Source organism: Micromonospora sp. NPDC049240 (assembly GCF_040647835.1).
Taxonomy (GTDB): Bacteria; Actinomycetota; Actinomycetes; order Mycobacteriales; family Micromonosporaceae; genus Micromonospora.
The window spans coordinates 417624-438185 of record NZ_JBEZCX010000002.1; the positions used below are offsets into that span (position 1 = coordinate 417624).

At 73.4% G+C, this 20562-nt stretch carries 19 protein-coding genes and 1 pseudogene; 4 read left to right on the forward strand and 16 right to left on the reverse strand.

Annotated elements, in window-relative coordinates:
• Position 1 precedes the first annotated feature (1 nt).
• The 3 genes from AB0B02_RS05185 to AB0B02_RS05195 form a co-directional block, all read right to left on the reverse strand.
• The gene (locus tag AB0B02_RS05185; protein WP_357296919.1) at positions 2-1120 is read right to left on the reverse strand and encodes a sugar ABC transporter permease; all 1119 of its coding nucleotides are present in this window, start codon (positions 1118-1120) and stop codon (positions 2-4) included.
• A gap of 83 nt (positions 1121-1203) precedes the next feature.
• Positions 1204-2451 carry an extracellular solute-binding protein gene (locus tag AB0B02_RS05190; RefSeq protein ID WP_107156037.1) on the reverse strand — a complete coding sequence of 416 codons (1248 nt, stop codon included), beginning with the start codon at positions 2449-2451 and terminating at the stop codon, positions 1204-1206.
• Between the two features lie 25 nt (positions 2452-2476).
• On the reverse strand, positions 2477-3466 hold the full coding sequence (locus AB0B02_RS05195; RefSeq protein ID WP_281935524.1) for a LacI family DNA-binding transcriptional regulator: 990 nt from the start codon (positions 3464-3466) through the stop codon (positions 2477-2479).
• Between the two features lie 146 nt (positions 3467-3612).
• Between AB0B02_RS05195 and AB0B02_RS05200 the strand changes: the two genes are divergently transcribed.
• Entirely contained in the window at positions 3613-5721 is a 2109-nt protein-coding gene (locus tag AB0B02_RS05200; RefSeq protein ID WP_281935526.1) for a glycogen debranching N-terminal domain-containing protein, read from the forward strand.
• A gap of 86 nt (positions 5722-5807) precedes the next feature.
• On the opposite strand, the gene AB0B02_RS05205 is transcribed toward AB0B02_RS05200, so the two are convergent.
• The 8 genes from AB0B02_RS05205 to truB form a co-directional block, all read right to left on the reverse strand.
• The gene (locus tag AB0B02_RS05205) at positions 5808-6308 is read right to left on the reverse strand and encodes a GNAT family N-acetyltransferase (protein ID WP_281935527.1); all 501 of its coding nucleotides are present in this window, start codon (positions 6306-6308) and stop codon (positions 5808-5810) included.
• A gap of 154 nt (positions 6309-6462) precedes the next feature.
• Positions 6463-7398, reverse strand: coding sequence for an AraC family transcriptional regulator (locus AB0B02_RS05210; protein ID WP_281935529.1), 936 nt, complete (start codon positions 7396-7398; stop codon positions 6463-6465).
• Between the two features lie 133 nt (positions 7399-7531).
• Positions 7532-8305: a 4-hydroxy-tetrahydrodipicolinate reductase gene (gene dapB, locus AB0B02_RS05215; RefSeq protein ID WP_281935531.1), complete on the reverse strand. Its 774-nt coding sequence runs from the start codon at positions 8303-8305 to the stop codon at positions 7532-7534.
• Between the two features lie 47 nt (positions 8306-8352).
• On the reverse strand, positions 8353-9687 hold the full coding sequence (locus AB0B02_RS05220; RefSeq protein ID WP_281935533.1) for a pitrilysin family protein: 1335 nt from the start codon (positions 9685-9687) through the stop codon (positions 8353-8355).
• Positions 9688-9810: 123 nt separating this feature from the next.
• Positions 9811-12168 (reverse strand): polyribonucleotide nucleotidyltransferase, encoded by a 2358-nt coding sequence (locus AB0B02_RS05225; protein ID WP_357296924.1) that lies wholly within the window; start codon positions 12166-12168, stop codon positions 9811-9813.
• Positions 12169-12391: 223 nt separating this feature from the next.
• The gene (rpsO, locus tag AB0B02_RS05230; protein ID WP_013284678.1) at positions 12392-12661 is read right to left on the reverse strand and encodes a 30S ribosomal protein S15; all 270 of its coding nucleotides are present in this window, start codon (positions 12659-12661) and stop codon (positions 12392-12394) included.
• A 186-nt stretch (positions 12662-12847) separates the two neighbouring features.
• A complete protein-coding gene (locus AB0B02_RS05235) occupies positions 12848-13774 on the reverse strand; it encodes a bifunctional riboflavin kinase/FAD synthetase (RefSeq protein WP_357296927.1) in 927 nt (308 codons plus the stop codon).
• Positions 13775-13804: 30 nt separating this feature from the next.
• Positions 13805-14689, reverse strand: a complete 885-nt coding sequence (gene truB, locus AB0B02_RS05240) for a tRNA pseudouridine(55) synthase TruB (protein ID WP_281935540.1) — start codon at positions 14687-14689, stop codon at positions 13805-13807.
• Positions 14690-14795: 106 nt separating this feature from the next.
• On the opposite strand from truB, the gene AB0B02_RS05245 reads away from it, so the two are divergent.
• The 3 genes from AB0B02_RS05245 (at position 14796) to AB0B02_RS05255 (ending at position 17152) form a co-directional block, all read left to right on the forward strand.
• Positions 14796-15791, forward strand: coding sequence for a hypothetical protein (locus AB0B02_RS05245; RefSeq protein ID WP_357296929.1), 996 nt, complete (start codon positions 14796-14798; stop codon positions 15789-15791).
• 49 nt (positions 15792-15840) lie between these two features.
• A complete protein-coding gene (locus AB0B02_RS05250) occupies positions 15841-16140 on the forward strand; it encodes a hypothetical protein (RefSeq protein ID WP_281935544.1) in 300 nt (99 codons plus the stop codon).
• 76 nt (positions 16141-16216) lie between these two features.
• The gene (locus AB0B02_RS05255) at positions 16217-17152 is read left to right on the forward strand and encodes a hypothetical protein (protein WP_281935546.1); all 936 of its coding nucleotides are present in this window, start codon (positions 16217-16219) and stop codon (positions 17150-17152) included.
• Positions 17153-17158: 6 nt separating this feature from the next.
• Here the strand turns inward: AB0B02_RS05255 and AB0B02_RS05260 are convergent, their stop codons facing one another.
• The 5 genes and pseudogenes from AB0B02_RS05260 to AB0B02_RS05280 all read right to left on the reverse strand — a co-directional run.
• Positions 17159-18481: an MATE family efflux transporter gene (locus AB0B02_RS05260; RefSeq protein ID WP_357296933.1), complete on the reverse strand. Its 1323-nt coding sequence runs from the start codon at positions 18479-18481 to the stop codon at positions 17159-17161.
• 42 nt (positions 18482-18523) lie between these two features.
• Positions 18524-19039 (reverse strand): adenylate kinase, encoded by a 516-nt coding sequence (locus AB0B02_RS05265; protein WP_357296935.1) that lies wholly within the window; start codon positions 19037-19039, stop codon positions 18524-18526.
• A gap of 610 nt (positions 19040-19649) precedes the next feature.
• On the reverse strand, positions 19650-19859 hold the full coding sequence (locus AB0B02_RS05270) for a DUF6186 family protein (RefSeq protein ID WP_357296962.1): 210 nt from the start codon (positions 19857-19859) through the stop codon (positions 19650-19652).
• The gene (locus AB0B02_RS05275) at positions 19859-20266 is read right to left on the reverse strand and encodes a hypothetical protein (RefSeq protein ID WP_281935551.1); all 408 of its coding nucleotides are present in this window, start codon (positions 20264-20266) and stop codon (positions 19859-19861) included. Before AB0B02_RS05275 ends, AB0B02_RS05270 begins: the two co-directional genes overlap by 1 nt.
• 110 nt (positions 20267-20376) lie before the next feature.
• A pseudogene (locus AB0B02_RS05280) lies at positions 20377-20562 on the reverse strand (hypothetical protein); the annotation flags it as partial.

Consider the following 20562-nt stretch of genomic DNA (forward strand, 5'->3'; position numbering starts at 1 on the left):
GTCAGGACCCCTCCGGTACGCGTCGCCGCCACCACCGGCCGCGCCGGTTGCCGTCCCGGTCGGCCATCAGCCGGCGCTGGAACAGGGTGAGCAGGATGATGATCAGGAACAGCACGAACGAGATGGCCGCGCCGGAGCCGTAGTCGAAGTCGCGGAACGCGGTCCGGTACGACAGGTACGCCGGGGTGAGCGTGGTCTTGGCCGGGTCACCCTGGCTCATCACGTACACCTGGTCGAAGACCTGCCAGGAGCCGATCAGTCCCAGCGTGACCACGAGGAACGTGGTGGGCTTGAGCAACGGCAGCGTGACGTACCGGAAGCGCTGCCAGCGGGACGCCCCGTCGAGCATGCCGGCCTCGTCCAGCGCCACCGGGACGTTCTGCAACGCGGCCAGGTACATCAGCATGAACGTGCCCGAGGTGGTCCAGATGACCAGGCAGATGATCGACATCATGGCCACGCTGGGCCCGGAGAGCCACTCCCACCAGCTCAGCCCGAACGGGCCGCCGGAGGTGAGCGCGGCCGGTGGGGTGTCCAGCCCGAACGCGCCGAGGACCAGGTGCAGGACGCCGCGACCGTCGGCGAACCACTCCGGCCCGTCGACGCCGAGCAGGCCGAGCAGCCGGTTGACCGCGCCGGAGTTGGCGAACAGGAACAGGAAGACCACGCTGACCGCGACCGAGCTGGTCACGGACGGGAAGTAGAACGCGCTGCGGAAGAAGCCCTTCCCCCTCAGCAGCCGGTTGTTGACCACAAGGGCGAGACCGAGCGCGAGCGCGGTCTGCACCGGCACCACGATCGCCACGTAGTAGATGTTGTTGCGGATGGCGGTCATGAAGTCGCGGCGGGCGAGCCCGTCGTCGGTGAACAGCCGGCTGTAGTTGTCGCCGCCGACGAACGGCACGTCGCCGGTGAACGGGCTGCCCTGGCCGTTCCAGTCGGTGAGGCTCACCCAGAGCGCCATCAGGATCGGCAGCAGCAGGAAGAGCCCGAGGATCACGATCACCGGCGCGACGAAGAGCCAGCCGGCCAGGTTCTCGTTACTGCGGATGCCGCCCGTACGGCGACGCGGCGGGCCGGCCGACGCGGTGCCCGGCGCGGCGAGCGTGTCCGTTGCCATTCCCTCCTCCTTCGCTCGGGGAAGGTGGAAGGAGGGGCCCCTTGTTAACACCCGTCTGTTAACAGGGGGCCCCTCCTCACACCTCAGCCGCCGAGCGCCGCCTTGGCGTTCTTGTCGAAGTTGGCCAGGATCGTCTTCGGGTCACCGGTGGTCAGGCCCTGGAGGCCGGCCTCCAGGTCCCGCAGCACGCTGTCCATCTTCGGCGCGTTCACCGGGCCCTGGGCGTACTCGACGCCGTCGATGAACGGCTTGTCCGCCGGGAACGCGCCGGTGTACTGGTCGCGGACCGACTGGCGGGACGGCATCACGCCGAACGCCTTCGCGAAGCCGATCTGCTGCTCGCCGGCGGTCATCGCCTCGACGAACTTGATCGCCTGCTCCTTGTACTTCGACTTGGCCGCGATGCCCCAGCACTGGGTGAAGGAGAGCGTGCCCTGACCCTTCGGGCCGGCCGGCAGCGGCACCACCTTGTACTTCACGTTCGGGAAGTCGTTCTGCAGTGCGCCCTTGATCCAGTTGCCCTCGATGGTCATCACGGCCTTGCCCTTGCCGAACGCCTCGCCGGACCAGCCGGAGTCGAGCTGCTTCGGGAACTTCGCGTAGCCGTTGGTGAGCAGCGACTTGACGTACTGGAGGGCCTGGAGGTTCTCCGGGGTGTCCGCGGTCGGCTGCTTGCCGTCCTTGCTCATCAGCCAGCCGCCGTTCTGCACCATGAACGCGCCGATGCGGTCCCGGGTGTCGCCGAGCGCGAGCGCGACCTGCCCCTTGGCCTTGATCTTCTGGCTGACGGCGGTGAGCTGGTCCCAGGTGGTCGGCACGTCGGCGTCGGTCAGGCCGGCCTTGGCCCACAGGTCGGTGTTGATCTGGAGGGCCAGCGTGGAGAAGTCCTTCGGCGCGCAGTAGAGCTTGCCGTCGTAGGTGAACGCGGTGCGCAGGCTCTCGTAGAAGTCGTCGGAGTTGGCGACCTTGTCCCCGTACGGCTCCAGCGCGCCGACGCTGGCGAAGTCGGCGAAGCGGGCCGCGTCGACGTAGAAGACGTCCGGCGGGGTGCCGCCGGCCAGCGCCTGGCCGAGCTGCTGGGTGAGGTCCTGCGCCGGGGTGACGGTGGCGGAGTTGCCGGAGGAGCCGGCCCACGCGGCGGCGGCGTCCTTCACGGCCTTGGTCTCGGCGTCGCCGGAGGAGCCGATCAGGATCTGCAGGCTGGCCGGGCCGCTGGACTGCTTGGTGTCGGTGGCCGAGTCGTCGAAGCCGCTGCCGCAGGCGGCGGAGCCGAGCAGGGCGACGGCGGCGACGCCGGCCACCGCGGCCCGGGTGAGCATCCGTGGTGTCATCTGTTTCTCCTGGTGGGGGATGGGATCACGCCGAGTGCCGGAGCACCAGCGAGGGGTCGAGCAGCAGTTGGGGGTCGCGTTGTTGCCCGTCGAGCAGCCCGGTGAGCAGCTCGACACAGCGGGCGGCGGCCTCGCCGAGCGGCTGGCTGACGCTGCTCAGCCCGACCGCGGCGGCCACCGGGGTGTCGTCGAAGCCGACGACCGCCACGTCGGTCCCGGCGTCGCGGGCGGCCTGCCACGCGCCGAGGGCCAGCGAGTCGCTGGCGCAGACCAGCGCCGTCGGCGGCGCGTCGAGGGCGAGCAGCGCGCGGGCCTCGCGCTCCCCCTCGGCGATGCCGTCCTCGGTGGCGCGGTCCGGTGCGGCGCCGTCGAGGCCGACCTCCGCCATCGTGGTACGCCAGCCGGCGCGCCTGTCGTCACCGACGCCGGAGCCGGCGGGCCAGCCGAGGAACGCGATCCGACGGTGGCCGGCGGCGAGCAGGTGCCGGGTGGCCTGGGCGGTGCCGGCAGCGCCGTCCACGTCGACCCAGGGGTGCGCCTCCGGCGTGTCCCAGGGCCGGCCGAACGTCACGAACGGCACCTTCCGCTCGGCCAGCCACGCGGTACGCGGGTCGCGGTGCTTGGTGCCGGTGAGCACGAACGCGTCCAGGTCGTACGCGCCGAGCAGGTCGTCGTAGGTGGCGATCTCGTCGTCGTCGTGGCGGGCGGTGTAGAGCATGACCCGGTAGCCGGTGGCGTCGGCGGTCTCGGTGAGGCCGTGCAGGAAGCGGTCGAGCACGGAGCCGTTGATGCCGTCCCGGGTGGGCTCGATGCGGACGGCGATGAGCCGGGACCGCCCGGTCCGCATCTGGCGGGCGGCCTGGTTGGCCCGGTAGCCGAGCACGGCGATGGCCTCCCGCACCCGGCGGCGGGTGTCCTCGCGGACGATGTGCGGGGCGTTGAGCACGTTGGAGACGGTCTGCCGGCTGACCTGGGCATGCCGGGCCACGGTCGCGATGGTTACCTTTTCTCCCACGAAATCCCTCTCGCCGCCTTGAACGATCCAATGCCGATGCGGCAGGATTAGATCGTTCAAAGTTTCTGGAATGTTTCGCACTCTGCACCCGGCCGCAGCCAGTTGTCAAGACATCCGCGCCACCGATCAGCACCAGGAGTTCCCCCGTGACCGAACGCCGCCTCCAACCACTGCTGCACGACCTGGTCGGGGTGGTGCACGCCCCCACGAGCGCGCTCGGCGACGCGGCCGGTCAGCTCCGGCCGCACGGCGTCCAGGGCGTCTTCCACGCCGACGCCCGGGTGCTCTCCCGCGCCGAGCTGCGCCTCGACGACCGGGCGCCGGAGCCGATCGCGAACGGCGCCGCCGGCCCGCACGGCGCCCGCTTCGTCGCCCTGGCCCGCTGGCTCGGTGACCCCACCCCCGACCCGACCGTCCGGGTCGAACGCACCCGACGGGCCAGCCCGGCCGGTCTCACCGAGGAGATCGTGGTGTCGTCCACCGCCGCCGAGCCGGTCCGCACCACCGTCACCGTGGACCTGGCCTGCGATCTAGCCCCGATCGAGCAGGTCAAGACCGGCCACGCCGGTCAGCCGCTGGAGGCCGGGGCCGGCGAGCCGGGCCGGGTGCAGTGGGCCGCCGACGGCCTCACCGTGACCGTGACCGGCGCGGGCGCCACCGTGGACGCCACCGGCGAGCGCGCCGTCGCACCGCGCCTGAGCTGGGCGGTCGCCGTCGACCCGGGCGACTCGGTCACGCTGCGCTGGCGGCTCGCCGTCACCGACCCGCGGGCCGTGGTGACCGCCGCGCCGCCCGGCCCGGGCTGGGCCGAGCCCCGGGTCGCCGCCGACGACCGCCGACTGCTCCGGCTGCTCGACCGGTCCCTGGCCGACCTGCACGCGCTGCGCCTGGCCGAGCCGGCCCACCCGGAGGACGTCTTCCTCGGCGCCGGCGTGCCCTGGTTCCTCACCCTGTTCGGCCGGGACAGCCTCTGGGCCGCCCGGATGATGCTGCCGCTCGGCACCGAGCTGGCCGCCGGCACGCTGCGGGTGCTGGCCCGTCGGCAGGGCACCCGGGTCGACCCGGCCACCGGCGAGCAGCCCGGCAAGATCCTGCACGAGCTGCGCCGGCACGAGTTCGCCCCGAACGAGGGGCTGCGGCTGCCGCCCGCGTACTACGGCACCGTCGACGCGACCATGCTCTGGGTCAGCCTGCTGCACGACGCCTGGCGCTGGGGCCTGCCCGCCGACCAGATCGAGCCGCTGCTGCCGCACCTGGAGGCGGCGCTGCACTGGCTCGGCGAGCACGCCGACGCCGACGGCGACGGCTTCGTCGAGTACGTCGACACCACCGGCCACGGCCTGGCCAACCAGGGCTGGAAGGACTCCGGCGACGCGGTGCGCTTCCGCGACGGCCGGCTGGCCGCGCCGCCGATCGTGCTGGCCGAGGTGCAGGGGTACGCGTACCGGGCGGCCACCGACGGGGCGGACCTGCTGGACGCGTTCGGTCGTCCGGACGCCGACCGCTGGCGCGGCTACGCCGACCGGCTCGCCACGAGGTTCCGCACGGCGTTCTGGGTGGACGGCCGCCACGGCCCGCAACCCGCGCTGGCACTGGACCGGGACAAGCGCCCGGTCGACGCGCTGACCAGCAACATCGGCCACCTGCTCGGCACCGGGCTGCTGTCGGACGCCGAATCGGCCCAGGTGGCGGCGCTGCTCTCCACCGAGGCGATGGCCGGCGGCTTCGGGCTGCGCACCATGTCCACCGACGACGCCGGGTTCAGCCCGCTGTCGTACCACTGCGGTTCGATCTGGGCGCACGACACCGCGATCGTGCTCGCGGGGCTGGCCCGCGACGGGCACCGGGACGCGGCGCTACGCCTCGCCGACGGCCTGCTCGCCGCCGCCGAGGCGTTCGACTACCGCCTGCCCGAGCTGTACGGCGGCGACGACCGGGCGGCGCTCGGCCGGCCCGTGCCCTACCCGGCGGCGTGCCGCCCGCAGGCCTGGTCGGCGGCGTCGGCCGTGCTGCTGCTCCAGGCCGGTCTCGGCGTCTACCCCGACGTGCCGAACGGCCGGGTCGACCTGCGCCCGCTGGCCGGCCCGGAACTGGGCGCGCTCAGCGCGACCAACCTGCGCATCGCCGGCACCCCGGTGACGGCCACGGTCACCCACACCGGCCACCCCACCCTGACGGACCTGCCTCCCACCCTGCACCCCGCCCACATCCCCACCCCCCGCCAACCCGCCACCCCCACCGCCCCCAGGCGTTGATCATGAAGTTGGCGGCCTTGTCGATCTCCACAAGCGCCGCCAACTTCATGGTCACCGAAGCCGGTCCGGGTGCTCGACGGCGGTGATCAAGGAGTTCGGGTCGGGTCGGGGCGGTGGGGTCGGGCGGGGTGGAGTTCGGCTACCAGTTCGTCGTCCTCCATCGCGCCCGTCGGGCGGAAGCCGAGTGCGGTGTAGAGACCGGCGGCCGCGGTGTTGTCCGGGTGGTAGCTCAGTCGGATCGGCCGGCCCGCCTCGGCCAGCCAGTCGGCCAGCGTGCGTACCGTGGCGCGGCCCAACCCCCGGCCCTGCTCGGCGGCGTCGATGACCATGCCGCCGATCCAGCGGGAGCCGTCGTCGTCCACGCCCCACATCACGTGCCCCACCACGGTGTCGTCGGCGTACACGGCGAGCGAGTTCCAGACCTCCGAGTGCGTGGAGAGCAGCAGGTAGCGGGCGGCCAGCGCGGCGACGAAGGCGCGCTGGTCGTCGCGCGGGGCCACGTCGGCCACCGGCCGCCAGTTGTCGTCGTCCACCGGCCGCAGGGTCACCCGGCGGCCGAGACGGTCACGCTCTCCAGAGTCGATCATGGCGGTCAGCCTAGGCTCGGCTCCGCCCACCGACCATCGATTTCGCCGAGGTCACCGCGACCCGGTCGGGTCCGCCGGCACCGACCGCCCCGGGAGGCGACAGGAGGGGCCCCCTGTTATGCGTATTGCGTTAACCGGGGGCCCTTCCTTCACGTCAGTCGGCGGCGGCGAGGGCGACGCGGTCGAGGTACGGGCGCGGGTCGCCGGCGCCGAGGTCGGTGACCCCGGCGCTGCGCAGGGCGCCGATCGCCAGGGTCCGACGCACGGCGGCGAAGGTGATCACGTGGCCGATGGTGCCGCCCAACGTGTGCGTGGACGGGGGCGTGCAGGTGGTGTCGACGAACGTGTCCGCCAGGGTGCCGTCGGCAAGCGTCCGGGCCACGAAGGCCCGCCAGTCGCGGCCGGCGACCGCGTGCCGGGCGGCCAGGCCGGTCATCGACCGGTCGCTCTCGTCGGGCCACTCCCCGCCGCGCAGCGCCGAGAGCCAGTGCTCCTCCTGGGTGACCATGGCGTTGACCAGCGAGCGGAGCGTCGGCTGCTCGTCGATGGTCTCCACGGACACGGTGACGGGCCGGTCGAGGACCCGGTCGTCGAGACCGGCGGCGCGGTCGATGATCGCGGTGAGCGTCTGGACGTGGTGGTCGACCAGATGTTGGAGAACGTTCATCGGGGTCTCCTGACGTGCGGCCGGCAGCCGCAGGCCACCGGGCGGTTGGAAGTGGACGCCGCTGGGGCAGGGCAACTCCAGCTCGCGGAAGGTCAGCGGCCGACGCCGCCGGACCGCGGTCGGGGCGAAGCCGTACGACCGACGGAAGGCACGGGTGAACGCCTCGTGCGAGCCGTACCCGGCCTCGACCGCGATGTCGAGGACGGTCCGGTCGCTGGTGACGAGCCGATGGGCCGCCCGTTCCAGGAGCAGGCGTCGACGCAGCACGCCCGGCGGTTCGCCGGTGGCCGCGGCGACCAGCCGGTCGAAGTGGAACCGGGACAGGTGGGCCCGCGCGGCCAGGTCGACCGGGGCGACCTCCGGATCGTCGAGCGCCGCCTGGAGCACGTCGAGGAGGCCGGTGAGTCCGTCCGTCGAGGTCATGTGCCCAGCCTGCACCCGCCGACGACCGCGCCGCTTGATCGCCGTTGCGCAGCCGCACACCGCACGGCGCAGGTGGCCGCACCGGCACACCGCCGGCCGGCGGCAGCCGACGGGCCGGCCGGCGCGGCGGGAATCAGTCGAGCAGGGCGTCCAGGCCGACGGTCAGGCCCGGCCGGCGACCCACCTCGCGGACCGCCAGCAGCACACCGGGCATGAACGAGGCCCGGTCGTACGAGTCGTGCCGGATGGTCAGCGTCTCACCGGTGGTGCCGAACAGCACCTCCTGGTGGGCGACCAGGCCGGTGGCGCGCACCGCGTGCACGCGTACCCCGTCGATGTCGGCGCCCCGGGCGCCGGCCACCTCGTCGCGGGTGGCGTCCGGCGCGGGACCGAGACCGGCCTCGGCGCGGGCCGCCGCGATCAGCCGCGCGGTGTGGGTGGCGGTGCCGCTCGGTGCGTCCAGCTTGCGCGGGTGGTGCTGCTCGACGATCTCGACCGACTCGAAGTGCCGGGCGGCGCGCGCCGCGAACTGCATCATCAGCACCGCGCCGATGCCGAAGTTGGGCGCGATCACCACGCCCACCGACGGCCGGTCGGCCAGCCAGTCCCGCACCTGGGCCAGCCGCTGCTCGGTGAAGCCGGTGGTGCCGACCACCGCGTGGACGCCCCGCTCGACGCACCAGCGCAGGTTGTCCATGACGGCGTCGGGGGTGGTGAAGTCGACGACCACGCCGGCCCCGGCGTCGGCCACCGCGGCCAGGTCGTCGCCCTGGTCGACGGCGGCCACCAGTTCCAGGTCGGTGGCGGCGTCGACCGCCTTGCAGACCTCCAGGCCCATCCGGCCCCGGGCACCCAGCACACCGACCCGCGCCGCCTCGGCCGGGCCCTTCTCCCGCACGTCAGTCACGGGGCACAACCTATCCCAATCGGGACGCGCCCCACCCGCCGGACCGGTCAGCGGTCGACCGGGAACGCGCCGGAGTCGAACGGGCCGACCACGGCCAGCGACATCGGCCGGCCGAGCAGCTCGGCGGCGAGGTCGTTCACGTCCGCCAGCGTCACCGCGTCCACCCGGGCCAGCAGCTCGTCCACCGGCATCAGGTTGCCGTAGAGCAGCTCGCCCTTGGCCAGCCGGCTCATCCGGGAGCCGGTGTCCTCCAGCCCGAGCACGAACGAGCCCTTGCTCATTCCCTTGCCGCGGACCAGCTCGGCCTCGGTGACCCCCTCGGCGGCCACCCGGGCCAGCTCGGCCCGGGTCAGGGCCAGCACCTCGTCCACCTTGCCGGGCGCGCAGCCGGCGTAGACGGCGAACACGCCGCTGTCGGCGTACTGGCTGGCGTAGGAGTAGACCGAGTACGCGAGGCCGCGCTGCTCCCGGATCTCCTGGAACAGCCGGCTGGACATGCCGCCGCCGAGCACGTTGTTGAGCACGCCCAGCGCGAAGCGCCGCTCGTCGGTGCGGTCGATGGCGGGGCAGCCGAGCAGCACGTGCGCCTGCTCGGTCTCCTTCGGCTCGACAAGTGTGGTGGCCGGCTTCACGCGTACCGCCGGGGTGGTCGCGCGGTGCGGCGCCGGCGCGGCCGGGTCGGTGTCCAGCGGGGTGCCCCGCAGCGCCTGCCGGACCAGCTTGACCACGGCGGCGTGGTCGAGGTTGCCGGCGGCGGCGATGACGATCTGCGGCGCGGTGTACCGGCTGCGGTAGAAGTTCTGGATCTGCCGCCGGGTCATCGGCGTGACCGTCTCCTCGGTGCCGGAGATGAGCCGGCCGAGCGGGTGGTCGCCGTAGACGGCGCGGGCGAACAGGTCGTGCACCTCGTCGCCGGGCTCGTCGTCGTGCATGGCGATCTCTTCGAGGATGACGCCGCGTTCGGTCTCCACGTCGGCGGCGGCCAGCACCGAGTCGGCGACCGCGTCGCACATCACGTCGATGGCCAGCGGCAGGTCCTCGTCCAGCACCCGCGCGTAGTAGCAGGTGTATTCCTTCGTGGTGAACGCGTTGGTCTCGCCGCCCACCGCCTCGATCTCGGACGAGATCTCCAACGCGCTGCGCTTCTTGGTGCCCTTGAAGAGCAGGTGTTCCAGGAAGTGCGCGGCGCCGGCCTGCGACCCGGTCTCGTCCCGGGAGCCCACCGCCACCCAGATGCCGAACGAGACGCTGCGCATCGCCGGGATCGCCTCGGTGAGCACCCGCAGGCCGCTGGGGAGCACGGTGCGCCGGACGGTGCCGCCGAGCGGGTCGTCGCTGAGGGTGCGGGTGACCGCCCGTGCCGCCGGGGTGGACGAACTCACGACAAACCTGCTCTCCGTGCCACGAGGGGTGGGGTGGGACGAACGACGGCTCCAGCCCGCCGTGCGACCTGGAGCCGTGGGCCGGCCCGGGCGACGCGGACGTCACCCGGGCCGGTCGGTCGATCAGCTGTGCCGGGTACGGCGACGCGGGCGGTCGCCGCCCTCACCGCCACCCTCCGAGCGACGCTCGCCACCGCGGTCGCCACCCCGGTCGCCGCGGTCGCGCGGGCCACGGTCGCCGCCGCGGTCCCGGCCGGCCGGACGCTCGCCACCGGCGGCCTCGCCGGCGGCCGGCGCCTCGGCGCCCTCCGGACGGATCTTGTCCAGGTAGATCTTGCCGCGGGCGTCGATGTCGGCGATCTCGACCTCGACCTTGTCGCCGACGTTGAGGAAGTCCTCCACCTTGTCGACGCGCTTGCCGTCGCCCACCTTGGAGATGTGCAGCAGGCCGTCGCGGCCCGGCAGGAGCGAGATGAACGCGCCGAACGCGGCCGTCTTCACCACGGTGCCGAGGAACCGCTCCCCCACCTTCGGCAGGGTCGGGTTGGCGATGCCGTTGATCCGGTCCACCGCGGCCTGGGCCGACGGGCCGTTGGTCGCGCCGACGTAGATGGTGCCGTCGTCCTCGATGGAGATCTCGGCGCCGGTCTCGTCCTGGATCGCGTTGATGGTCTGGCCCTTCGGGCCGATCACCATGCCGATCTTGTCGACCGGGATCTTGACGGTGGTGACCCGCGGCGCGTAGTCGGACATCTCGGCCGGCGTCTCGATGGCCCGCTGCATCACGTCGAGGATGGTCTGCCGGGCCTCGTGCGCCTGCTGGAGCGCGGCGGCCAGCACGTCCGACGGGATGCCGTCGAGCTTGGTGTCGAGCTGGAGCGCGGTGACGAAGTCACGCGTGCCGGCGACCTTGAAGTCCATGTCGCCGAACGCGTCCTCGGCGCCGAGGATGTCGGTCAGCGTCACGTACTGGGTCTTGCCGTCGACCTCGTCGGAGATGAGGCCCATGGCGATGCCGGCGACCGGGGCCTTCAGCGGCACACCGGCCGAGAGCAGGCCCAGCGTCGAGGCGCAGACCGACCCCATCGAGGTGGAGCCGTTGGAGCCGAGCGCCTCGGAGACCTGCCGGATGGCGTACGGGAACTCCTCGCGCGACGGCAGCACCGGGATCAGCGCCCGCTCGGCCAGCGCGCCGTGGCCGATCTCGCGCCGCTTCGGCGAGCCGACCCGGCCGGTCTCCCCGGTGGAGTACGGCGGGAAGTTGTAGTTGTGCATGTAGCGCTTGCGGTTCTCCGGGGACAGCGTGTCCACCATCTGCTCCATGCGGAGCATGTTCAGCGTGGTGACGCCCAGGATCTGGGTCTCGCCGCGCTCGAACAGCGCCGAGCCGTGCACCCGCGGCAGCACGCCGACCTCGGCGCTCAGCGGCCGGATGTCGCGCGGACCGCGGCCGTCGATGCGGACCTGCTCGCGCAGCACCCGGTTGCGGACCTCGGACTTGGTCAGCGAGCGGAACGCGGCGGACAGCTCCTTCTCGCGGCCCTCGAAGCGGCCGGACAGCTCCTCGGCGACCTTGGCCTTGATGCGGTCCAGGGCCTCCTCGCGGTCGGCCTTACCGGCGATCTTGAGCGCCTCGGTGACGTCGGCGCGGGCCACGTCGGCCACCGCGTCGTACGCGTCGTCGGAGTAGTCCAGGAACACCGGGAACTCGCTGACCGGCTTGGCGGCCACCTCGGCCAGCTCGCTCTGCGCCCGGCACAGCTCGCGGATGGCCGGCTTGGCGGCCTCCAGGCCGCTGGCCACGATCTCCTCGGTCGGCGCGGTGGCGCCGTCCGAGATCAGGGCCACCGCGTTCGGGGTGGCCTCGGCCTCGACCATCATGATCGCGACCTCGCCGTCGGCCAGGGTGCGACCGGCCACGACCATGTCGAAGGTGGCCCGGGCCAGCTCCTCCAGGGTCGGAAAGGCGACCCACTGGCCGTCCACGTGCGCGACCCGGGTCGCCCCGATCGGGCCGGAGAACGGCAGGCCGGAGAGCTTGGTCGACATCGAGGCGGCGTTGATGGCCACCACGTCGTACGGGTGCTGCGGGTCGAGCGCCAGCACGGTCTCGACGACCTGGACCTCGTTGCGCAGGCCCTTGACGAACGACGGGCGCAGCGGCCGGTCGATCAGCCGGCAGGTGAGGATGGCGTCCTCGCTGGGCCGGCCCTCGCGGCGGAAGAACGAGCCGGGGATCCGGCCCGCGGCGTACATCCGCTCCTCGACGTCGACGGTCAGCGGGAAGAAGTCGAACGACTCACGCGGCTGCTTGCCGGCGGTGGTGGCGGAGAGGACGACCGTCTCGCCGAGCTGGGCGACGACGGAGCCGGCGGCCTGCCGGGCCAGCCGGCCGGTGGAGAAGGTGATCTCACGGGTGCCGAAGGACCCGTTGTCGATCACGGCGGTGCGGGATTCGGTGCCGAGGTTGGTCTCGGTCATGTGCTGTGGTGCTCCTTCGCGTCGTCGGCCGACGACACGGGAACTGCTCAGGCGGCCGGTCTTCGATCGAAGCGCCCGGGTGGGCCGGCATGATGCCGGGATTCCCGGGGGCCACTACCGGAGACCGGTGCTGACCGGCTCCCTCTCGGGTCGTCGCGCGGCCGGGGTTCTTTCTGGTGGTACCGGAACGGGGGAGCGGCCGAGTGGCCACTCCCCCGTCAGGTCATCGGCGCAGGCCGAGCCGCTCGATGAGCGACCGGTAGCGGTTGATGTCCTTCTTCTGGACGTAGTTGAGCAGCCGACGGCGCCGGCCGACCAGCAGCAGCAGCCCACGGCGGCTGTGGTGGTCGTGCTTGTGCACCTTCAGGTGCTCGGTCAGCTCCGCGATCCGCTTGGTCAGGACCGCGACCTGCACCTCCGGCGAACCGGTGTCGCCCTCGGCGGTCGCGTACTCCTGGCGGATCTTGGCCTTGGCTTCCTGGTCGAGCGCCATGTTCTCCCTGTTTCGTGGGTGGTTCGATGAGGTCTGTCGGAGCGGTCGTGGCGACCGGTGCGACGGACCGGATTCCTCGCGCCCGCGGCGTCGTGCAGGCACGCGAGGCTCCCGTCGGTCAGCCGACGTCTCCGTCAGCCTACCAGCCCTTGACCGGCCCGGCCGGTCAAGGGCTCCCCCCGCGGGTCAGGACACCGCCCGTCGGGTGCGCTCCACGTCCTCGGCGATCTGCGCGACAAGTGGCTCGATCGCGTCGTACGTCCGTTGCTCGCGCAGGTGCGCCACGAAGTCCAGCGCCAGCCGCTCGCCGTACAGGTCACCGGAGAAGTCCAGGGCGTACGCCTCCACCCGGCGCTCCCGGCCGGAGAACGTCGGGTTCGTGCCGATCGACACCGCCGCCACGAGCGGGTCGCCGCCGCGACGCACCAGCCGGGCCGCGTACACCCCGTCGGCGGGCACCGCCGCGTACCGGTGGGTCAGCAGGTTGGCGGTGGGGTAACCCAGCTCACGTCCGCGCTGGTCGCCGCGGACCACCACGCCCTCGACCCGGTGCGGGCGGCCCAGCGCCGCCGCCGCCGCGCGCACGTCACCGGCGTCGACGCAGGAGCGGATGTACGTGGACGAGAAGACGGTGCCCGCCTCGGCGACCAGCGGGGCGCCCTCCACGCCGAAGCCGAACGTGCGGCCCAGCCGCTCCAGCAGCGCCACGTCACCGGCCGCCCGGTGCCCGAACCGGAAGTTGTCGCCGACCACGACCAGCGCGGCGTGCAGGTGCTCGGTGAGGATGTCGTGCACGAACGCCTCGGCCGGCAGCCGGGAGAACTCGGCGGTGAACGGCACCACGCAGAGCACGTCCACGCCGAGCGCCTCGATCAGCTCCGCCTTGCGGGCCGGCTCGGTGAGCACCGCCGGGTGCGACCCGGGGCGGACCACCTCGGCCGGGTGCGGGTCGAAAGTCACCACCACCGACTTGACACCCAGTTCCCGGGCGCGCGCCACGGCGTGCCCGATGGCGGCCTGGTGCCCCTGGTGCACCCCGTCGAAGACGCCGATGGTGACCACCGAACGCCCCCAGCCGCCGGGCGCCGCCTCGTACCCCCGCCACCGCTGCATGCCGTTCCTCCCCTGTCCGCCCGCGCGCCGTCAGGCCGGGGCCAGCACGATCTCCGCGCGGGCCCGCCCGTCCCGTTCGCTGACGATAGCGATCAGCCCGCCCGCCGGATCGAAGACCGCGTACGGACCGGCGATCCCGGCCGGGGCCAGCGGCCCGCCGTGGGACAGCGTGCGGGCCTCCTCGGCGGTGGCGTCCCGGCGCGGGAAGAACCGCGCGGCGGCGGCGTCCAGCGGCAGGTTCACCACCTCCGGCGCGCGCTGTTCGAGCTGCGCCAGGGTGGCCGCCTCGGCCAGCGCGAAGCCGCCGACCGCGGTACGACGCAGCGCGGTGAGGTGGCCGCCGACCCCGAGCGCCAGGCCCGCGTCCCGGGCGACGGCCCGGATGTACGTCCCGGACGAGCAGGTCACGTCCACGTCCACGTCCACCACGTCAGGGGTGTCCCGGCGGATGGCCAGCACGTCGAGGCGGGAGACGGTGACCCGGCGGGCGGGCAGGTCCACGCTCTCCCCGTCGCGGACCCGCTTGTACGCCCGCTCTCCGTTGATCTTGATGGCGCTCACCGCGCTCGGCACCTGGTCGATCTCGCCGGTCAGCGCCGCCAGCGCGGCCCGGACCGCGTCGTCGGTCACCCCCGCCGTGGCGGTGGTGGCGATCACGTCCCCCTCGGCGTCGTCGGTGACCGTGGCCTGGCCGAGCCGGATCGTCGCGGCGTAGCTCTTGCCCGCGCCGATCACGTAGGTGAGCAGCCGGGTCGCCCGCCCCACCCCGATCACGAGCACACCGGTGGCCATCGGGTCCAGCGTGCCGCCGTGCCCGACCCGGCGGGTCCGGGCCAGCCGCCGGATGCGGGCCACCACGTCGTGCGACGTCATGCCGCCGGGCTTGTCGACCACGATCAGACCGTCTGCGCTCACGACCGCCAAGCCTGCCAGACGGCGGCGACCGACCCCGCGGGGGATACCGCCGGGGTCGACGAGGTGTCAAGATCATGCGCCCTCGTCCGCCGCCCTCGGAAGTCCGATGACCGATCACCGCGCCACCCCCGAGCCCGACCCCGCCGACCCGCTGTCCGCGGATGCCCTGGGGCGGGTTCCCGAGTGGCTCCGCCAGGCCGCTCCGGACGCCGAGCCCACCCGCCTCGCACGCTGGCGCATCGGCCTGGCCCGGCACTCGGGCAAGCTGCTCGGCGGCGCGGTCGCGGTGCTGCTGCTGGCCTGCGCCGGGGTGGTCACCACGGTCGGCTACCAGGGCTACCGACGCTGGCAGGCGACACCGGTGGCCCATCCGACGGTCAGCCCGCCCAGCGGCGAGCAGGCCGTCACCTCGGCGTCGCCGCCACCGGCCACCGGGCCGTTCGACGGCACCCCGGCCGCCGGCTTCCCGCAGGGCGCGGCCGGGATCGCGCTGCCCCGGGCCAAGCGGACCGGCGCGTTCACCGAGAAGCAGGTGGCCGACACGCTGGCCAAGGTACGCAAGGCGCTGGTGACCGCCCGGCTGGACCGCGCGTTCTTCACCGCGAAGGATCCGGAGCGGTTGGTCCGCCAGTTCGCGCCGGACGCCCGGCCCGACCTGCGCCGCGACGTCCCCTCCGGCGAGGTGGGCAGCTACGCCACCCGGCTGGCCCCCGGCGCCCGGCTCACCGCCGACCAGCCCCGGGTCAAGGGCCGGATCAGCTACCGGGCCACCAGGGATCCGCACGGCATCCGGATCCTGGCGGTCACCACGAACTTCGTCTGGGCGTACGCGTTCCGCACCGCGAGCGCCGAGCCGGGCGACGGTGTCGTGGTGGTGCACGACACCGTGGTGTGGAGCGTGCCCCACCCGGACGACGTGCGCCGCGGCTCGCTCGGGCTCTGGATCGAGAAGTCCGACTCGTACGCCTCCAACATCGACTGCGCGGCCTGGGACAAGGGCCTGCTCGCACTCGGCAAGCCCTCGTTCGGCGGTCCCGTCGACCCGGATCCGGACGCGGTCTTCGACCCGGACAAGACCCTCGACCTCCCGGACACCTGCTGACCCCGCGCCACCGACCCGCACCTTCCCGCACGAACGACAGGAATCCGCGATGAGCACCGATCCGCCGACCGGGCCGCACCGCGCCCGGGTGGACCTGCCCGACTGGATGCGCGCTCCGGAGCCGCCCCGACGTACGCTCGGCCGCCGCGTCTCCGAACTGGTCGACGGCGTTCCGGCGCTGGCGGCGGCGCGGCGCCGCCTCTGGGCCCGGCGGGACCGGACCCGGTTCAGTGAGCGGCGCCCGGTGCTCTCCGCGATCGTGTCCTTCGTGGTGGTGGCCGTGACGGCCACGTTGCTGGTCGCGGGTGCGTCCTACCTGCTGTGGCGGATCAGGCACCACCAGGTCTGACCATCGGGGCACCACGACCGGCACCTCCCGATGCGATCATCATCTGCCCCCTACCCCACACCCACTGGGACCCCCGTTGAACGAACGCGAGACCACGCCGGCCGAGCCGGACCCGTACGCCGTCGCCACCCGTGGTGACGGTGTCCGGTTGCCGAGTTGGATGACCGGCGAGGACGCGGCCACCCCACTGACCCGCGGCGAGCGGTTCCGGATGGTGTGGCACCGACATAGCGGCAAGCGCTACGTCACCCTTGTGGTAGTGCTGGCACTGGCGCTGATCGGCGGCACCGCCGTCCTCGGCACGATCACCGTCGACCGGGTGCGTACCGGCACCACCGTCGCGTCGGCCTCCCCCAGCCCGTCTCCGCTTCCACTCAGCCAGGTCGGCGAACCGCGCGACCTTTTCGCGGGCACCCTCGGCGCGGATTTCGCGGTCGGCGAGGCCGGGATCACCCTGCCCCGGGCCACGGCGCAGTTTCCGTTCACCGCCCGCGAGGTGGCCGTGGCGCTGTCCCAGGTCCGGGCCGCGTTGGTACAGACCCGGCTGGACACCAGCATGATCGTCGGCGACCCGGAGCCGTTTCTCGCGTTGTTGGCGCCGGCCGCCCGCTCCGAGCGACGTGCCGACTTCGACGACGCCTCGTTCCTGAACTACGCCACCCGCATCGGCTCCCAGGACAGCGCGGACGAGATCCGGGTGCGGGGCGAGACACGCTACCGGGCCGTCACCGGCGCGAACGGCCTGCCGATCCTGAGGATCACCACCGAATACGTCTGGATGTACGCCTTCGACGTGCCCCGGACGACACCGGGCCGGGCCGGAATCGCCACCATCCGCGACCGGGTGGTCTGGGAGGTCCCCCGGTCGAAGGATGTGCCCGCCGCCAAGCGCGGTCTCTGGCTCGTCTCCGCGCGAGCGACCGCCAGCAACGCCGACTGCGCCCGCCTGGGGGAAGGGTTCTTCGTCGTCGAGCCGTGGATGGGCGGCCCCGGTTCACATCAGTCCTGCTGACCGGCGTCAGCGGACCGCGCCGACCACCGCCCAGGCGCCGGAACGCAGCCGCAGCAGCAGCGCGATCAGCCGGAGCACCACGAACAGCGTCAGCCCGGCCCAGATCCCGCCCAGCCCGAGGTCGAGGCCGTAGGCCAGCCAGATCGCCGGCAGGAACCCACCCAGCGCGGCAACGATGGTGAGGTTGCGCAGGTAGCGCACGTCGCCGGCACCGATCAGCACCCCGTCGAGCGCGAACACCACGCCACCGATCGGCTGGAGCGCGACCAGCCACGGCCAGGCCACCATGGCCTGCTCGCGTACCTGCGGATCGGAGCTGAACAACGACGGCACGCCGCCGGCGCCGGCGGCGATGAGCACCGCGAACGCGACGCCGCACACGCCGCCGAGCAGGGCGACGCGGCGGGCGAGGAACCGCGCGCCGGCCGCGTCGCCGGCGCCGAGCGCGGCGCCGATCAGGGCCTGCGCGGCGATCGCGAGGGCGTCCAGCACCAGCGCGGTGAAGAACCACAGTTGTACGGCGATCTGGTGCGCGCCGACCGCCGCGGCGCCGAAGCGGGCCGCGACCGCGGTCGCCGACAGGAAACTCGCCTGGAAGGCGACGCCCCGGACCAGCAGATCGCGGCTGAGCACCAACTGCTGCCCGATGGTGCGGGGCCGGGGCCGCAGGGAGACCCGCTCGCGCACCAGCGCCGCCGCGAAGAGCGCGCCGGAGAGCGTCTGCGCCACCGCGTTCGCCACCGCGGAGCCGACCAGGCCGAGGCCGGCAGGGTAGACCAGCAGCGGGCAGAGCAGCGCGGAGAGCAGGTTGGGGGCGAGCACGAACAGCAGCGGCCGGCGGGTGTCCTGGATGCCGCGCAGCCAGCCGTTGCCGGCGGCGGCGAGCAGCAGGCCGGGCGCGCCGAGCGCCGCGACCCGCAGCCAGCCGGCGGCGGCGTCGGCCACCTCGCCGGGACCGCCCACGAGGGTACGCGCCAGCGCGCCCCCGCCGATGCCGATGGCGACCGCCACCAGCACGCCGGCGGTCAGCGCGAGCCAGGACGCCTGGACGCCCTCGGCCACCGCGGCGGCCCGGTCCCCCGCACCGAACCGGCGGGCCGACCGCCCCGTGGTGCCGTACGCGACGACGGTACCGATCCAGGCGGTCAGCGTCATGACCGTGCCGCCGACGGCGAGGGCGGCGAGCGGCACCCGCCCGAGATGGCCGACCACGGCGGTGTCGACGAGCACGTAGAGCGGCTCGGCGGCCAGCACCACCAGCGCGGGCAGGGCGAGCGCGGCGATCCGCCGGGGCGTGGCGGCGGTGGCGGGGGCGGCGGTCGTGCTCATCGCCGCCGATCCTGGCACGCGCTCGGTAAGGCACGCAACCCGCTAGTGCCGCTTACTTGCCCCGTCCAGGAAGCGGGCCACGTCCCGCCGGCCGCGCAGCCGACGCACCGGCAGGTTCGGGGCGTACGCGGCGACGGCCGCCAACACGCGGGGGCGGGAGCGGCGCGGATAGCGCCAGACGTAGCGCAGGAGGTCGAGGTCGACGCGGTCCGGGCAGCCCTCGGGAAGGTCGGGTCGGGGCTCGGTGCGGTGGGCCCAGCGGCGACGCGCCACCCGGGCCAGGCACCGCAGCCGGTGCGGGTCGCAGAGCACCAGCAGGTCGGCGCGGGGCAGTCGGAGGTCGAGGGTGCTGGCGTAGTTGCCGTCCATCACCCAGGCCGGGCGGGCGGCGAGCGCGGCCACCTCGGCGCGGAACTCGGCGCCGGTCGGGGCGACCCAGCCGGGCCGCCAGTAGTGGCGGTCGAGGTGGATCAGCGGAAGGTCGAGTCGCCGGGCCAGTTCACCGGCGAGGGTGCTCTTGCCGGCGCCCGAGCTGCCGACGACGAGGATGCGGCGCACCGGGTGACGGTAGCGCTGGCGTTCCGCCGCGCGACGGCGCTGCGGGTGCGGCGACCGGTGAGCGCGGGCTCCGGACCGACGCTGCGGGCGCGGCGACCGGTGCGGCGGTGACGCTGGCGGCGGGGCCGGTCACGGTGTCGCGGGGCCCCAGCCGGCCGGCGTCACCGCCGGGCGGCCTGCGTCACTGACGGGTGTCCATCGAGGTCTGCAACGCGCGACGCATCTGCTCGCGCGCCTCGTCGTTGGTGGTCTCGGTCTGCGGCTTGCGCTTGCTCGGCATGGCATGTCCTTCCAGGGTGCGGACCACCGAGGCACGGCGGCCCTGCGGGCGCCCGACGCCCCGTCGTCGACGACGCGACGTCCGTCGCGCCGCGACCGGAGTCGTCGGCCTGCTGCGCGCCGGGCAGCGGTCCGGGATCACCGGAGCGGCTCGCCTGGCAGCGTGAGCCCGGGTCGGTCTGACCCTGGAGGGAGGCAGCGCCGGGTGCGGCACCACCCCCCGTGACCAGCGCCGCGAAGCGCCGGTCCCGCACCCAAATTAACGTTCACTTTCCAGATAGTGCCCACTGTTCCCGCGATGCGGACAGGTAACCCCGTTTCCGGCAACGCCTCAGCGGGCGAGAAAGTGCCAGCCCAGCCACCACCAGAAGCCGAACAGACCGATCCGGCCCACCGGCACCGGCCCGACCTCGTACCGCATGACGAAGGCGCAGACGTCGGCCAGGGACGGGACCCGGGAACCCTCCCGGCGGGCGGCCCACTCGACGACCGCGAACAGCAGCACGGCGGTCAGGAACCCGCCGATGGCCAACGTGCGCATCATCGGCGGACCAGTCCCCAGAACGCGGCCAGCCAGGCGAACCAGGCCGCCGAGCGGGCCAGGTGGTCCTCGAGCAGCGGATCGGCCAGCCGGGAGAAGGTGGGAAAGTCGTCGCCCACGGACAGCACGAACGTCGCCCCCTCGAAGACCCCGAAGACGGTGACCGGCAGCAGCCACCACAGCGCGGCCGACGGCAGCCGCCGCGGCGCCGGGCGTCGGGGCACCCGGTTGCTCAGACCGACCCAGATCAACCCCCCGCCGGTGCCGAGGATGTAGAGGTTCGCCACCGTCGAGAACGACGGAAGTTGGCCACCAACCAGGGAGAGGCAGATCAACACCGGTACGGAGACGACCGGTCGGTCCCAGACCCGGGGCGCCTCGACGGTGAGCTCACGGGGGTGATCCATCATCCGATTGTCCCCAGCGTGACGTAGCGCGGGAAGACCGGCACGCCTCGTGTCTGCGGGGAAACGCCGAAGGCCGGCACCCTCGGCGGGGTGCCGGCCTTCACGCCGTCTTACTTGGTCCAGTGCTGGTTGACCAGGTCGGTGGCCTGCTTCTCCCACTGCGCGTACGCGTCCGGGTAGGCCGACACCTGCACCGTCTGCGCGGCCTTGGTCAGCGGCATGTCCTGCCAGCCGTCGACCTGCTTCAGACCCTTCAGGAACGCAAGCGTCGAGTACTCCGGGTCGGTGATCTGCTC

What these genes read in the sequence shown, in the direction of transcription:
- AB0B02_RS05190 (WP_107156037.1), bottom strand. Translation starts at nt 2,451, where the DNA reads ATGACACCACGGATGCTCACCCGGGCCGCGGTGGCCGGCGTCGCCGCC.
- AB0B02_RS05250 (WP_281935544.1), top strand. Translation starts at nt 15,841, where the DNA reads ATGAGCACCGATCCGCCGACCGGGCCGCACCGCGCCCGGGTGGACCTG.
- AB0B02_RS05185 (WP_357296919.1), bottom strand. Translation starts at nt 1,120, where the DNA reads ATGGCAACGGACACGCTCGCCGCGCCGGGCACCGCGTCGGCCGGCCCG.
- AB0B02_RS05235 (WP_357296927.1), bottom strand. Translation starts at nt 13,774, where the DNA reads ATGCAGCGGTGGCGGGGGTACGAGGCGGCGCCCGGCGGCTGGGGGCGT.
- AB0B02_RS05245 (WP_357296929.1), top strand. Translation starts at nt 14,796, where the DNA reads ATGACCGATCACCGCGCCACCCCCGAGCCCGACCCCGCCGACCCGCTG.
- AB0B02_RS05260 (WP_357296933.1), bottom strand. Translation starts at nt 18,481, where the DNA reads ATGAGCACGACCGCCGCCCCCGCCACCGCCGCCACGCCCCGGCGGATC.
- AB0B02_RS05210 (WP_281935529.1), bottom strand. Translation starts at nt 7,398, where the DNA reads ATGACCTCGACGGACGGACTCACCGGCCTCCTCGACGTGCTCCAGGCG.
- AB0B02_RS05205 (WP_281935527.1), bottom strand. Translation starts at nt 6,308, where the DNA reads ATGATCGACTCTGGAGAGCGTGACCGTCTCGGCCGCCGGGTGACCCTG.
- AB0B02_RS05270 (WP_357296962.1), bottom strand. Translation starts at nt 19,859, where the DNA reads ATGCGCACGTTGGCCATCGGCGGGTTCCTGACCGCCGTGCTGCTGTTC.
- AB0B02_RS05275 (WP_281935551.1), bottom strand. Translation starts at nt 20,266, where the DNA reads ATGGATCACCCCCGTGAGCTCACCGTCGAGGCGCCCCGGGTCTGGGAC.
- rpsO (WP_013284678.1), bottom strand. Translation starts at nt 12,661, where the DNA reads ATGGCGCTCGACCAGGAAGCCAAGGCCAAGATCCGCCAGGAGTACGCG.
- AB0B02_RS05225 (WP_357296924.1), bottom strand. Translation starts at nt 12,168, where the DNA reads ATGACCGAGACCAACCTCGGCACCGAATCCCGCACCGCCGTGATCGAC.